15 protein-coding genes and 1 pseudogene are annotated in these 13,484 nt (G+C 70.7%); 11 read left to right on the top strand and 5 right to left on the bottom strand.

All coding sequences use genetic code 11. The features are described from left to right. Positions 1 to 20 precede the first annotated feature (20 nt). From ACIO3R_RS31145 to ACIO3R_RS31125, 5 genes are all read left to right on the top strand, one after another. Positions 21 to 1,361 (top strand): LLM class flavin-dependent oxidoreductase, encoded by a 1,341-nt coding sequence (locus tag ACIO3R_RS31145; protein WP_385031338.1) that lies wholly within the window; start codon positions 21 to 23, stop codon positions 1,359 to 1,361. Between the two features lie 92 nt (positions 1,362 to 1,453). Beyond that, positions 1,454 to 2,506 (top strand): LLM class flavin-dependent oxidoreductase, encoded by a 1,053-nt coding sequence (locus tag ACIO3R_RS31140; RefSeq protein WP_402110318.1) that lies wholly within the window; start codon positions 1,454 to 1,456, stop codon positions 2,504 to 2,506. A gap of 1 nt (position 2,507) precedes the next feature. After that, the gene (locus ACIO3R_RS31135) at positions 2,508 to 3,275 is read left to right on the top strand and encodes an alpha/beta hydrolase (protein ID WP_402110316.1); all 768 of its coding nucleotides are present in this window, start codon (positions 2,508 to 2,510) and stop codon (positions 3,273 to 3,275) included. Between the two features lie 88 nt (positions 3,276 to 3,363). Then, on the top strand, positions 3,364 to 3,921 hold the full coding sequence (gene ssuE, locus ACIO3R_RS31130) for an NADPH-dependent FMN reductase (RefSeq protein WP_385031330.1): 558 nt from the start codon (positions 3,364 to 3,366) through the stop codon (positions 3,919 to 3,921). Positions 3,922 to 4,285: 364 nt separating this feature from the next. After that, a complete protein-coding gene (locus ACIO3R_RS31125) occupies positions 4,286 to 5,113 on the top strand; it encodes a lipase family protein (RefSeq protein WP_402110314.1) in 828 nt (275 codons plus the stop codon). A gap of 531 nt (positions 5,114 to 5,644) precedes the next feature. Here the strand turns inward: ACIO3R_RS31125 and ACIO3R_RS31120 are convergent. Beyond that, a complete protein-coding gene (locus tag ACIO3R_RS31120) occupies positions 5,645 to 6,244 on the bottom strand; it encodes a TetR/AcrR family transcriptional regulator (protein ID WP_385031324.1) in 600 nt (199 codons plus the stop codon). 112 nt (positions 6,245 to 6,356) lie between these two features. Here ACIO3R_RS31120 and ACIO3R_RS31115 point away from each other — a divergent pair, with 112 nt between their 5' ends. Together ACIO3R_RS31115 and ACIO3R_RS31110 are read left to right on the top strand one after the other, a co-directional pair. Beyond that, entirely contained in the window at positions 6,357 to 7,547 is a 1,191-nt protein-coding gene (locus tag ACIO3R_RS31115) for a cytochrome P450 (protein ID WP_402110313.1), read from the top strand. A 5-nt stretch (positions 7,548 to 7,552) separates the two neighbouring features. Further along, a complete protein-coding gene (locus ACIO3R_RS31110; protein WP_385031318.1) occupies positions 7,553 to 7,771 on the top strand; it encodes a ferredoxin in 219 nt (72 codons plus the stop codon). A gap of 259 nt (positions 7,772 to 8,030) precedes the next feature. Here the strand turns inward: ACIO3R_RS31110 and cas2e are convergent, their stop codons facing one another. Next, entirely contained in the window at positions 8,031 to 8,282 is a 252-nt protein-coding gene (cas2e, locus tag ACIO3R_RS31105; protein ID WP_402110358.1) for a type I-E CRISPR-associated endoribonuclease Cas2e, read from the bottom strand. Between the two features lie 44 nt (positions 8,283 to 8,326). Further along, positions 8,327 to 9,292, bottom strand: coding sequence for a pirin family protein (locus ACIO3R_RS31100; RefSeq protein ID WP_402110312.1), 966 nt, complete (start codon positions 9,290 to 9,292; stop codon positions 8,327 to 8,329). A 141-nt stretch (positions 9,293 to 9,433) separates the two neighbouring features. Between ACIO3R_RS31100 and ACIO3R_RS31095 the strand changes: the two genes are divergently transcribed. Next, positions 9,434 to 9,790, top strand: a complete 357-nt coding sequence (locus ACIO3R_RS31095; RefSeq protein ID WP_385031312.1) for a tetratricopeptide repeat protein — start codon at positions 9,434 to 9,436, stop codon at positions 9,788 to 9,790. 111 nt (positions 9,791 to 9,901) lie between these two features. Continuing rightward, complete coding sequence (locus ACIO3R_RS31090; protein ID WP_385031309.1) at positions 9,902 to 10,408, top strand: GNAT family N-acetyltransferase; 507 nt, start codon at positions 9,902 to 9,904, stop codon at positions 10,406 to 10,408. 106 nt (positions 10,409 to 10,514) lie between these two features. Here ACIO3R_RS31090 and ACIO3R_RS31085 read toward each other — a convergent pair whose 3' ends face one another. Further along, a complete protein-coding gene (locus ACIO3R_RS31085) occupies positions 10,515 to 11,285 on the bottom strand; it encodes a CbtA family protein (protein WP_402110310.1) in 771 nt (256 codons plus the stop codon). A 29-nt stretch (positions 11,286 to 11,314) separates the two neighbouring features. Further along, complete coding sequence (locus tag ACIO3R_RS31080; RefSeq protein ID WP_362964241.1) at positions 11,315 to 11,530, bottom strand: CbtB-domain containing protein; 216 nt, start codon at positions 11,528 to 11,530, stop codon at positions 11,315 to 11,317. 262 nt (positions 11,531 to 11,792) lie between these two features. Between ACIO3R_RS31080 and ACIO3R_RS31075 the strand changes: the two genes are divergently transcribed. Next, complete coding sequence (locus ACIO3R_RS31075; RefSeq protein WP_402110309.1) at positions 11,793 to 12,386, top strand: histidine phosphatase family protein; 594 nt, start codon at positions 11,793 to 11,795, stop codon at positions 12,384 to 12,386. Between the two features lie 194 nt (positions 12,387 to 12,580). Next, positions 12,581 to 13,462: pseudogene (locus ACIO3R_RS31070) on the top strand (family 16 glycosylhydrolase); the annotation flags it as partial. Positions 13,463 to 13,484: the final 22 nt, after the last annotated feature.

Here is a 13,484-nt window from a genome sequence, read left to right as displayed (position 1 = left end):
ACATCTCGAGAGGAACAGCCATGTCCCGCACGATCCACCTCGCACTGCACCCCTACGGCGTCGGAGGCCCCGGGCAGCACGGTCTGTGGAAGGACCCGCGCGTCGCCAAGAACGCCAGCATCGACATCAACTACTACATCCAGCAGGCCCAGGCGGCCGAGCACGCACTCTTCGACGCGCTCTTCGTCGTCGACAGCCAGTTCATCAACAGCACCTACCCGTCGCACTACCTCAACCGGCTGGAGCCCCTCACGCTGCTCTCCGCGGTGGCCACCCACACCAAGCACATAGGCCTGGTCGGAACGGCGAGCTCGACGTACAACTCGCCGTTCAACCTCGCCCGCCGCTTCGCCTCCCTCGACCACATCAGCGGTGGGCGGGCCGGATGGAACGTGGTGACCAGCTTCGACACCGGCACGTCCAAGAACTACGGGCTGGACGAGCACCTGGACTACACGACGCGGTACGGCCGGGCGCTGGAGTTCGTCCAGGTCGCCAGGGGTCTGTGGGACTCCTACGAGGACGACGCCTTCCCGGCCGACGTGGAACGCGACGTCTTCCTCGATCCGGCCCGGCTGCACGCGCTCGACCACACCGGTGAGCACTTCAAGATCGCAGGACCGCTCAACATCTCCCGATCGCCCCAGGGCCAGCCGGTCATCTTCCAGGCCGGGGTCTCGCCCGAGGGGCGCGATCTCGCCGCGCGGGTGGCCGAGGGCATCTACGCCCCGGGCGGCTCCCTGGAACAGGCACAGGAGTACTACGCCGACATCAAGCTGCGCACCGCGGCCCACGGCCGCAATCCCGACCACATCAAGGTGTTCATCCACGGCGGCCCGATCGTCGGCGCGACCGACCGGGACGCCAGGAACCGCGAACGGGAGATCTTCGAGGAGGACAACGACTTCGAGAGCAACCTCGCGCTCCTGGGCCGCTCCTTCGGGGCGTACGACTTCGCCGGCCACGACCTGGACGCGCCCTTCCCGGACGTCTCCCACCTCGCGGAGAAGGGCGGCCGTACGGGCGCCGCGAAGATCATCGAGCGCGCCCGCGCGGAGAACCTGACGCTGCGCCAGGTCGCCGAGTCGGTCGGCGCGTTCCGCCGCTCACCGTTCGTCGGCGCCCCGGAGACCGTCGCCGACACCATCGAGCAGTGGTTCGACGCCGGTACCTTCGACGGCATCAATCTCGCCTTCCGGAACAACGACGATCTCAGCCTCTTCGTCGACGGCGTGGTGCCGCTCCTGCAGAAGCGCGGTCTGTTCCGCACGGAGTACGAGGCCGACACCCTGCGCGGCAATCTCGGCCTGCCGTTCGCCGCCAACCGGCACACGCTCGAGCGCGAGCTCGTACGCGACTGAGTACGCCGGGCGGCCCTGAGCTCCGGGCCGCCCCACCGCCCGGCCGCCGACGGCTGTCGATCACCGCCCGACCGCTGAAAGGCATTCACCTCATGACCGACGAGACACCGCGCTTCAGACTCGGCTTCCTCACCCATGTCCAGGGCAGGGGCGACGACCTGGCCCAGACGTACCGCGACGCCCAGGAACTCTTCGTCGCCGCCGACGAACTCGGCTTCGACGTCGGCTGGGTCGCCCAGCACCACGTCACCCAGGGCGGAGGCGGCCTGTCCTCGCCGTGGCCCTTCCTGGCGCACGCCGCGGCGCGGACCACCCGGATACGGCTCGGCACCGCCATCACGATCCTCCCGCTGGAGGACCCGGTCCGCCTCGCCGAGGATGTCGCCACCGTCGACCTGCTCAGCGGCGGACGCGTCGAGATCGGCGTGGGCAGTGGGGCCGCCGCCGCCGAGTACGCCGCCCTCGGCAAGGACTTCGAGCGCAGGCGTGAGCTGACCAGTGCGAACCTCCAGGTTCTGCGCACAGCCCTGGCCAACGAGGAAGTGGGGGCGCCCGGCTTCCGTATCCAGCCGACTGCCGTGGGCTTCGGCGACCGGATCTGGCAGGGCGTCTTCAGCGGCGGCGGTGCGGCGTACGCCGCGGCCGGGGGCTCGAACCTGCTCCTCAACCGGGCGGCCTACGGTTTCGACGCGCCCACGGACGAGGTGCAGCGCCCCTGGGCGGACGCGTACCTCGCCGCGTGGGACCGGCCCCGCCGGCCACGGGTCGGCCTGTCCCGGTTCATCTTCCCCGCCAAGGACAAGCGCACGGCGCTCCGGCAGATCGGTGACGACGTCCACCGGGCCGCCCTGCGGATGGCGGAGAGCGGCTCCTTCCCCAAGGGGCTGGGCGTGGAGGAGGCGCTGCGGCGCTTCCACTCGTTCCACGGTGCTCCCGAGGAGATCGTCACCGCACTCCGGCAGGAGAAGGTCCTGCCTGTCGCCACGGATCTGATCACCCAGTTCAATCCCGCGGTCCCCGACCACGGTGCCGCGATCCGGGCCCTCGAACTCATCGCGACCGAGGTGGCACCGGCCCTCGGCTGGAGGCCCCGGGCCGCCCCCCAACCCACAGCCGAACCCGCCACCGAACCCACAGGAGTCTGAAATGCCCGAGTACAGCGACCACTTCGGCCCGGAGGGCCTACGCGTCCGCGGCACCGTCCTCGTGGTACCCGGCCGCGGAGAGACCCGGGCGGCCTACGCCCGGTTCGGCAGGCGTCTCGCCGCCGACGCGTACCGGGTCCGGGTCATCGACGCACCGGAGATCGACGCCGAGGACCTGACCGGCTCGCTGACCGGATTCGGTGCACAGCTCGTCGCGGCGCTCGAAGGGACCGCGGCGCAGGACGGTGTCGTCCGCCCCGTCGTGGTCGTGGGGGCCGACACCGGCGCGGCCGCGGTCGCCGCACTGCTCGGCCGGGAGGGGACCCCTGCCGTCTGGCGGCCGGAGGCCGTCGTTCTCGCCGGGCTCCCGGGGCACATGGCCACCGGGAGCGGCACCTGGGACGAGGAACTCGACGTACGCACCTCCTGTCCCGCGCACCGGAGCACGCTCACCGAGGACGCCGGCGTTCGGCGGGGCTCCCTCCGGGCCGCGGTGCCGGACGCTCTGCTCACGGCGGCGTACGGCGGCGACGTGGGCGTCCCGGCGCTGATCCTCCTCGGCGACGCCGATCCGCTCGCCGACCGGGATGCCGTGGCCCGTACGGCGAAGTCCCTGTCCCGGGCCCGCCTCTCGGTGGTCCGGGATGCCCATCACGATGTCCTGAACGACCTCCAGCACCGCTCGGTGGCGGCCGAGATCATCACGTTCCTGGAGACACTGCGCGACGAACTGACCCCCGTGATCGCGGTGGAGTCCAGTGCGTGGTGAGTACCGCCGCCGGTCGCACGGCCCGAAACCGTGTCCCGTCGGCCCCGCCGTCCTGCCCGCCCGAAACCCCGAACCGAAAGGTGCCCGCATGGCCACCGTCCTGTCCGTCTCCGGAAGCCCCTCCTCCACCTCCCGAACCGCACGGCTCCTGCGTGACCTGGACGACCGGCTGAGGGACCAGGGGCACGAGGTGACCTCGCTGGAGGTCCGTACCCTGCCCGCGGACGCGCTGCTCGGCGCGCAGTTCGGCCATCCGGCGATCGTCGCGGCCACCGAGCTGTTCGCTCAGGCGGACGGGGTGGTGATCGGCACCCCGGTCTACAAGGCCGCCTACTCGGGGCTGCTCAAATCGCTGCTCGATCTGCTCCCCCAGTACGCGCTGACCGGCAAGACCGTGCTGCCGCTGGCCACCGGCGGCAGCCTGGCCCACGTCCTGGCGATCGACTACGCGCTGCGCCCCGTGCTGAGCTCCATGGGCGCCGCGCACATCGTGCCGGGGTGGTTCACCCTCGACAAGGACATCACCGTCGGCCAGGACGGTGCGTTGACCGTGGCCCCGGGCTCCGCCGAGGCCCTCGCCGAGGTGACCGACCGCTTCTCCGCCGCGCTGGGAGCCCGCACCGCGCTCCTCGCAACGGCGGAGTGAGCGGACGCGCGGCGATCAGCGGGCGACGGGGCCGCGTCGGTCTCGGGCACCCGCTGATCGCCGCGGCGGGCGGCGACCTGTTGCGGCGGGCCCCTTACAGCGACCAGCGAGTTCCGGCACCGACCGGATACACGAGCTCGGTGGCGTCCATTCACGAGTCCAGTGGCTACCCGAGGAGCGTGAACCTCATGACGTCAGGGAGCGAGTGCGCCCGCCGCGAGAATCGGACGGCGATCCGCGAGCCGCCCGGCCCGCCCCGGCGGTGTTACGTCCGTTCGGGTGGTCGCGGGCGCTGCCGGCCCCCGGTGTTCAGCCGCGGAGCTAGGTTGCTGGGCGACCACAGCCGATTTCACGAAGGACACCGATGACCATTCCCGGCCTGGACCACTCGACGACCGGCTACAGCCCCGCGCATGCCTATTGGATGGGCAGGGCGGCCGGGCTGGCCTCGCTGGACCGGGACGGCATCGAGGCCCAGGCCCGCGCATGGGGATTCGACGAGATGCGGTACTTCGAGTCGACGCACAGGATGCCGTTCCCGATCGAGGACACCCAGGCGTACGTCATGGCCAGCGACCGCATGATCGTCACGGGTTTCCGGGGCACCGAGGTCGCCAAGATCCGTGACTGGCTCACCGACGTCAGCACACCGCCCGTTCCCGGACCGGGGAACAAGGGCTTCGTCCACTACGGCTTCCACCAGGCCCTCCAGTCCGTCTACCCCCAGGTCCGCGACACCGTCCTGGACCTGCGCACCCAGGGGCAGAGCGTCTGGTTCACCGGCCACAGCCTCGGCGCGGCACTGGCGATGCTGGCCGGCGCCCGCCTGTACTTCGAGGAGCCGCGGCTGCTCGCGGACGGCGTGTACACCTTCGGCCAGCCCCGCACCTGCGACCGGCTGCTCGCCGGCGCACACAACAAGGCTTTCACCGACCGCTGTTACCGCTTCGTCAACAACAACGACATCGTCCCGCACCTCCCGCCCGAGCCCGCCTACACCCACGTCGACGCGCTCCGCTACATCGACGCCGACGGCCGGCTCCACCAGGCCATGCCCATGGCCGCGATGCTGCGGGACCGGGCCAAGGGTGTGGGCGCCGACCTGTTCGCCCCCGAGACCGACGCCATCAAGGACCACCACCTGCCCAACTACATCACCCCGCTGGAGAAGAACCTCACCGCGACCAGCTGAACACCCGCGCCGCCGGCCGCCAGCGGTTCCCCGGCCATTCGGATTCCCCACGGCCCGGGATCATCTCCGGCAGTCGGCCCGGACGGCCCGACTACCTGCGAGTCGTGACGGGAGTCCGCTCCGGAGACAGACTCACCTCAGATGATCCGTCGCGCGCTGGCTAGGTTGGCGATCAATTCGGCACGGGTCTGGTGCTCGTGCGCGACCCACGCGGGTTGACCTGGACCGGTCATGGGTCCTCTACCTCATCGTCTGCTGGGGCTGTTGCGCCGCCGACGGACGTCGCTTGGCTTGCGTGCCGTACGGAGCCGGGCGAGGTCCTGTGCGGGCCCGGCCGGGCGCCGCCGTCCTCGCCGGCTGTGCAGCCGTGGAACTCAGCGAGTTGTCGGGCACGACGGTGAGGCAGCCGACCGGCAGCCGTACGCCCAACTCACCCCGGACCAGCTCCACGTAGTCGGCGGCACGCCGGCTCTGCTCCGGGGTGAGGCTCGGGCAGCTTCGGCGAGGCCGTCTCCATGACAAGGGTCCTTCCTACGCCTCGCCGTCGCCCGGCTTCGCCGACCACAGATGGCTGAGCGTGCCGAGGACGAGGCGGCAGACATCGTCCGGTTCGGCACCGGACAGCGGCTCCCGGGCGACGACCGTGCGCATCAGTCCGATCCCCAGCAGCCAGGCCATGGCGAGATCCGCCCGCAGCACCGCGTCCGGGGCACCGGAGAGTCCAGCCAGCGCACTCCGGTACTCCTCCCCCAGCTCCCGCAGGGTTCCGGCCGCCTCGTCGCCCCGTCCGACCGAGCGCAGATAGACCTCCAGGGAACGGTCCTCCGCCCCCTCCGCGCTCCGGGTCAGCAGCGAACGCAGGGCGGCCTCGAAAAGCTCCTCGGGCGGCGTCACCCGCAACTGCTCCAGCCCGCCGAGCGCGACGACTTCCGTCAGCAAACCCCGTTTCGAGCCGAAATACCGGAACAGCAGGGCCTGGTTGACCCCGGCCAGCGCGGCGATGCTCCGGACCGTCGTCCCCTCGTAACCCCGTTCCGCGAACAGGTCACGGGCCGCCTCCAGCAGGCGGCGACGGGTGGCCAGGGCATTCCTGGGGCGCTCCTCGGACGGCGGGACGGAACCGGGTTCCATGGTGGCATTCCTCTCGGACGGCCCGTCAGGATAACGGCTGTAAAGCGTCGTTGACTGCTCGCAAAGGACGCTCCTACCGTTGTAAGCAGCTGCTTACATCCGGGAGGCCGCAGTGACGACCACAGATATCGCGCCCCTTGCCTACCCCTTCAACACCCCCGACGGACTCCAGCTCTCCGATGCCTACGAGCGCGTCCGCGACCAAGCGGGCCTTTTACGGGTCCAGTTGCCGTACGGAGAACCGGCCTGGCTGGTCACCCGCTATGCCGATGCCCGGCTGGTCCTCGGTGACCAGCGCTTCAGCCGCGCGGCGGCCGCCTCGCACGACGAGCCCCGCCAGTCCGAGGGGCAGCGCGACGGCGGGATCCTCGGCATGGACCCGCCGGACCACACCCGGCTGCGCTCCCTGGTCGCCAAGGCGTTCACCGTCCGCCAGGTCGAGAAGCTCCGCCCCCAGGTCCGGGAGCTGACCGCCGGCCTCCTCGACGAGATGAAGAAGGCCGGGCCGCCCGCCGACCTGGTCGACCTGTTCGCGCTGCCGCTGCCGGTCGCCGTGATCTGCCGGATGCTGGGCGTGCCCACCGAGGACCGGCCGCGGTTCCGCGTGTGGAGCGACGACGCGCTGTCGACCAGCTCACTCACCGCCGAGGAGTTCGAGGCCAGCCGCACCGAACTGCGTTCCTACATGGCCGGGTTGATCGACAGCCACCGCCAGGAACCGCAGGACGACCTGATGACGGCCCTCATCGAGGCCCGCGACGACGGCGACCGGCTCTCGGAGCTCGAACTCATCGATCTCTGTGTGGCCATTCTGGTCGCGGGGCACGAGACCACCGCGTCCCAGATCCCCAACTTCGTCCTCACGCTCCTCGACCACCCGGACCAGCTGGCCAGGCTCAGGGCCGAGCCGGAGCTCGTACCGCACGCCGTGGAGGAGCTGCTCCGCTTCGTGCCCCTGGGCAGCGGGGCCGGTCAGCCCCGGTACGCCACCGAGGACGTCGAGGTCGGCGGAACACTCGTCCGCGCGGGCAGCCCGGTCCTGGTCGCCGTGGGCGCCGCCAACCGCGACGCGCTGCGGTTCACCGCCCCGGGCGTGCTCGACATCGCCCGGGAGGGCAGCCAGCACCTCGGATTCGGCCATGGAGTCCACCACTGCCTGGGCGCCCCGTTGGCCCGGCTGGAACTCCAGGAGGCGCTGTCCGCCCTCATCGCCCACTTCCCGGAGCTGCGCCTGGCGGGCGATGTCACCTGGAAGTCCGAGATGCTGGTGCGCGGTCCACGCGTCATGCCGGTGGAGTGGTGAGCGCCGTGGCCTGGAACGTACGCGTCGACCCCCAGCTCTGCCAGGGTTCGGGGATGTGCGCCGGAACGGTCCCGGAGGTGTTCGCCCTGGACGGCGAGCGCGCCCGAGTGCGGGCCGAGGACATCGAGCCGGACGAACGAGTCCTGGACGCGGCCGACATCTGCCCGGCCATGGCGATCACCGTGCACGACGGGGCCTCCGTCATCGGCCCCCACAACGACTGACCAGCCCCCGCGGGGCGGTTGACACGCTTCCGCGGGCGGCTCAGCCGAAGGGGCAGGCGGTTGCCCCAGGTCGGGGAGTTCGCTGGTGAACAGGGTGCTGTCCTGCGGCGACGCAGACCGCTGGAGTACAGCAGGTCGGCGAACGCCCCGCCCCGGCCGGAACACCGGCCCCGCCACGCCTCGTCTTCCGGCCCGGTCTGCAGCATCCCGCCGAGCCCGACGTTGCGCCACAGCCGGAAAGCCCGAGGCGACAGCCACTTCACGTCTGCTCGCGCGGAGAGCACCTCCCTGCACGGCGACGTCTACCCACTGTGCGTAGTTGGAAGTCTTGCTCATTGTCGGCAGGGTGGGCAAGGACTTCCACACCGTCGCCGGCGCAGGCGGCAACGGCTGTCCAGAGTTCGTCGCGGACGCGGGCTGAGACAGTACCTACGTACAGCTCGGGTGTGACTTCGAGGAGCCAGCGGGTGAGGGCGCCGCGTAGGTGGTCGGGTACGGCGGCGGCTGAGATGACGATCCGGGACGAGGACGGCCCAGTGCCGGTACACGCACAGGTCAGCGCACCCGCCCCCGGGCCTTCAAAGGCACCGGGGGCAACGCCGGAGCGGGGAGTGGCGCGCCGTCATAACCCCGTACGGTGCCGAACCGATCGCCGTTCATCCACTCCTCTCGGGCCCGCTCGATGTCGTCCTGGGTTCTGCCCACGAAGTTCCACCACATGAGGATCTCCTCCTCGAAGGGCTCACCGCCCACGAGCATCAGCCCGGCGTCCGATTCCGCGCGCAACGGGAGTTCCGTGCGGCCGCAGCCGAGGTAGAGCATCGAGCCGGGCAGAACAGGCACGCCGTCGACCTCCGCCTCACCGGACATCGACAGCACCGCGTACTCGAAGTCGGGGTCGAGCGGGAGACGCGCCTCGGCGCCGCGGCTCAGCGCCAGGTCCGCGCCGACGATCGGCGTGTACGTGGTGCCGGGCGAGGTAGCGCCGTCGAGGTCGCCGAGGATCACGGTGGCGGTGAGGCCCGGGGCGGTGACCGTCGGCAGGTCGGAGTGGTGCTGGAAGTGCGGCTCGATGTCGCGGTGGGCATCCGGGAGCGCGACCCACAGCTGGGCGCCGTGCAGCAGCGCGGCATGCGATCGGGGGCTCTCCTCGGAGTGGCTGATCGCCCGGCCCGAGGTCATCAGGCCGAGTTCGTACGGGCGGATCGTGGCCAGGCTGCCGAGGCTGTCGCGGTGCAGGACCTCGCCCTCGTGCAGCCAGCTGACTGTCTGCAGGCCCATGTGGGGGTGGGGCGGCACCTGCATGCCGGGCTCGTCGGTGATGTCGTCGGGGCCGTAGTGATCGACGAAGGCCCATGCCCCGACCATGCGACGGCCCAGATTGGGCAGCAGTCTGCGCACTTCGGTGGACTCCCCGAGCTTCACGCGGCGCGGGGTGAGGAGTTCACGTACCGGTTCGGCGACGACGAAGCCGCGCCCTCCACAGACGGAGAGTGCTGCCTGGCGATCGAGATTGCTCATGGCGCTCAACCTATTCCCGTGGGGGTCCGGGCGGGTGTCACCCACGCCGAATATTTAGTGGAATGTTAAACCATCTCGGTGTGTTGTGGGATGAGACGCGTACGGGACCGGCCCGCGGCGAGCCTCGACCGAGGAGGACGAATGAGCGACACCTACTACGAGTTCGGTACCGCCGCCGAGCGGTGGGAGCGTGCGCGGTTCTTCTTCGAGTCGAAGGAGTACATGGTCGCGGCCCGGATTCTGGGCGGACTCGTCGAGGAGGCGCCGGAGCAGGTCGCGCCGCGGTTGCTGCTGGCGAGGGCGTACTACCACTCGGCGCGGCTCGGCCGGGCCGAGACGGAGCTGCGCGCCGTGCTGGAGCTCGATCCCGTCGAGTACTACGCACGGCTGATGCTCGGCCGCACGCTGGAGCGGCAGGGGCAACCGACGGAGGCGGCCACGCACCTGCGGGTGGCGGCCGCGCTGTCCGGGGACTTCACCCCGGCCGGCGGCGAGTAGTCGCAGGTCACCGGGGATCACCGGAGACCTGTGAACGTTCGGTACAGGCGGGCCTCGGCCGGAGGATATCCGGGTGCGGCCCGCCCGTACCGCGTGATAGTCACCTGACTCATGACCGTCCTCAGCACCCCGCGCCTCCTGCTCCGTCCGATGAGCGCCTCCGACGCCGAGCACGTGGTGGCGGGCCGGCCGCCGGACGGCGTCCGCTGGGCGGCGGGGTACCCGTCTCCCGGCGAGCAGGCGGCGGCCACGCGCTTGCTCAACACCTTTGCGGAGAGCGGGGATCCGAGTCCGTTCGGCTCGTACGAGATACGGCTCGGCGAGGACGGGCCGGTGATCGGCGGGCTGGGGTTCCACGGAGTACCCGACGAGAACGGGCACGTCGTGATCGGGTACGGACTCGTACCGTCGGTCCGGGGCATGGGGTACGCCTCCGAGGCGCTCCGCGCGCTGCTGCGGTTCGCGCGTGCCCGGGGCGTCGCCTGCGTGCACGGGGACTCCGACCTCGACAACATCGCGTCCCAGCACGTCATGACCGCCGCGGGCATGCGCCTCGTGGGGCAGGATTCCCGGCTGAAGCACTACCGGGTGGACTGGGACGGGCCCGCCGAGGAGTGAACCGGGCCGGAGACGGCGGAACCCGCAGGGAATCGCCCTGCGGGTTCCGCCGCGCTCCGGCCCGGACCGCGTGGCCGAGGCGGCCGTGGCCGTGTGTCCGCGTCGGTCAGCCCGCTGCGGTGACGGCTCGCTTCGCCGTTCCGTTTCCGGCCGCGGCCGCCTCGGCCCTCGGCGCGAGCAGCCGTTCGGTGAGGTAGCCGAAGACCAGCCCGAAGGCGGTCCAGAGCGTGAACTGAACCGCGAGCGTGGCCAGCCTGAACTGCCACAGCAGAGTGGCCGGGAAGTCCCTTCCCACCTCGTTGAACGAGGGCAGGAAGGCGTACGCGAGGCCGATCAGCAGCACATAGCCGGCCGCTGCGGCGATCGTCGCGTTCCAGGCGCCCAGGCGGGGCGCCAGCCGCTTGCCGAGGATGACCGCGGCGACGGCCAGCAGCACGCTGAGGGCGACCATCAGGAAGAACAGCCCGGTGCGTTTGCCGATGGTGTCGGGATCGCCGACCGCCGGCGGATTGGCCGGGTACTTCAGGAACGGCACGACGTACACGGTCAGCAGGGCCGCGCCCGCGATCAGCGCCGCCGTGGCCCGCGGGCCGAACCGGCCCGTCCGGCCGAGCGCGTAGCAGAAGACGAGTGCGGCGATTCCACCGATGGCCACCCCGAAGACGAGTACACCGGTGGCGAGGCCCGCGGTGGACTGGAGGGAGCGGCTGACGAGTTCCTCGCCGCCGTGCTCGTGGCTGTGCGCCTCCTCGAGGGCGATGGCCGCGTCCACGCGGGACTCGCCGAGGCAGTAGGCGACGATCATCGCGAGCGCGCCCGCGATGAGGCCCGCGAGCATGCCGCGGACCAGGATGGCTCTGACAGATATGGAGTTCATGAGGGATTCCCCTGGATCAGCCCGGTGGGTCAGTGGCAGGGGAAACCGAGCAGGTGACGGCCGTCGTGGACCCACTCGTGCACGCCCGCACCCGAGATGACGGAGGTGGCGCCCTGTTCGGCGCCGACGAAGTACAGCAGGATCAGCATGACGATGCCGAAGAAGACCGCCCACGGGGCGATGGCCTTCAGCGAGATGGGGGTGATGGCGGGTGCGCCGGTGGCGGGGGCAGCAGTCTGTGCCATGGCAGAACCTCCTGTGGGAACACGCGTCCCGATCGTGGTACCTGAGACGAAGGTGCTGGGTCTGACTTCCCGCACAGGTACGGGTTCACAGTGGCGCGACCGTGCCGGACTTTCACCGGACTTCCGTCACACCCTCGTCATGTCGTCGCGACCATACCGCCTGGGCGTGGGCGCCGCCATGGTGCCGTCCGGGGCACCCGGGGGCCCGGATGCCATGGTGTGCTTGGCCAAGTGGCCACAGTTCGGGGAGTTGAGAGCGGTAATGACAGTACGGGTGATGTTGATCTCACCGGCGATGAACGCCCCGCTGCGCGAGGCCAGGTTCGCCGGTGACGCGCCGCTTGACGACTCCGGGCTCCGGCAGGCCGCAGCAGTCGCGGACGCGGTGCCGGCCACGGGCCGGTGTCTGCGGGGTCCGTCACTGCGCTGCGCCGCCACCGCGGACGCACTCGGCCTCCGGGCCGGGGTCGAACACGCGCTCCGGGACTGGGAGATGGGCCGTTGGTCCGGCGCACGGCTCTCCGAGGTGAGCGCGCGGGAGCCCGAGGGGGTGGCGGCCTGGCTGGCGGATCCGTCGGCCGCTCCGCACGGGGGCGAGTCGCTGCTGGAGCTGTGCGCCCGAGTGGGCGCGTGGCTCGACACGCTCGACTCCCCCGACGGCAGTGACGACGGCCGGGTGCTGGGTGTGGCCGAGCCTGCCGTGATCCGCGCCGCGGCCGTTCGCGCACTGGATCTCCCGCCGCAGGCCTTCTGGCGCCTCGACGTGGCCCCGCTGACGGTCACGGAGCTCAGCGGCAGGTCGGGGCGGTGGAACCTGCGCTGCGGCCGGCCGCTCATACCGGAGCCGGCGAGCTGACGAACGTATAGGAGCAGCGCGGATTCGGTGCGTGCAAGAACTGTGGTCCGTACGGAGCCTTGACACGCTCTTGGTTCACTTCTTAAATCACGTAGTGAACTAAGGCCCCAACTCCCCCACGTGGCCACCATGCCCCCACTTGTCATATGCATGGCTAGTCACTTTTCCTCCGTCCTGTACGGAAAGGAAATTCCATGAGTTCCCCCCACCTGACCAGGCGCCTCCTGGTCTCCGCACTGTCGGTGCTCGCCCTCGTCTCGGCGACCTCCGGCTTCGCCTCCGGCGCCCCCGCGGCGCCCGTCTCCGCGCAGGAATCGGGCACCACCCAGTCGTCCGCCGCCGCGTCCTTCACCGACGACTTCGACGGTGCAGCCGGCTCCGCCGTGGACGGCGGCAAGTGGCAGATCGAGACCGGTGACAACGTCAACAACCACGAGCGGCAGTACTACACGGCGGGCAACAGCAACGCCGCGCTGGACGGCCAGGGTCATCTGGTCATCACCGCCCGCAAGGAGAACCCGAACAACTACCAGTGCTGGTACGGCACCTGCGAGTACACGTCGGCCCGGCTGAACACCTCGGGCAAGTTCACCCAGACCTACGGTCATGTCGAGGCCCGGATGAAGATCCCGCGCGGCCAGGGCATGTGGCCCGCGTTCTGGATGCTCGGCGACGACATCGGACAGGTCGGCTGGCCCAACTCCGGTGAGATCGACATCATGGAGAACGTCGGCTTCGAGCCCGGCACCGTCCACGGCACCCTGCACGGACCCGGCTACTCCGGCTCCGCCGGCATCGGCGCCGGATACACCCTGCCCGGCGGCCAGGCCTTCGCCGACGCCTTCCACACCTTCGCCATCGACTGGGCCCCCAACTCCGTCACCTGGTCCGTCGACGGCAACGTCTACCAGCACCGCACCCCCGCCGACACCGGCGGCAACACCTGGGCCTTCAACAAGCCCTTCTTCCTCATCCTCAACCTCGCCGTCGGCGGCTACTGGCCCGGCGACCCCGACAACAACACCACCTTCCCCCAGCAACTCGTCGTCGACCACGTACGCGTCACCACCAGCGACAGCCGGCCCCCGGCCTGAGCAC

Origin of the sequence: Streptomyces sp. NPDC087428, assembly GCF_044744085.1 — a bacterium.
In the GTDB taxonomy this organism is placed as follows: domain Bacteria; phylum Actinomycetota; class Actinomycetes; order Streptomycetales; family Streptomycetaceae; genus Streptomyces.
This window is presented reverse-complemented; position numbering and strand designations above follow the sequence as displayed.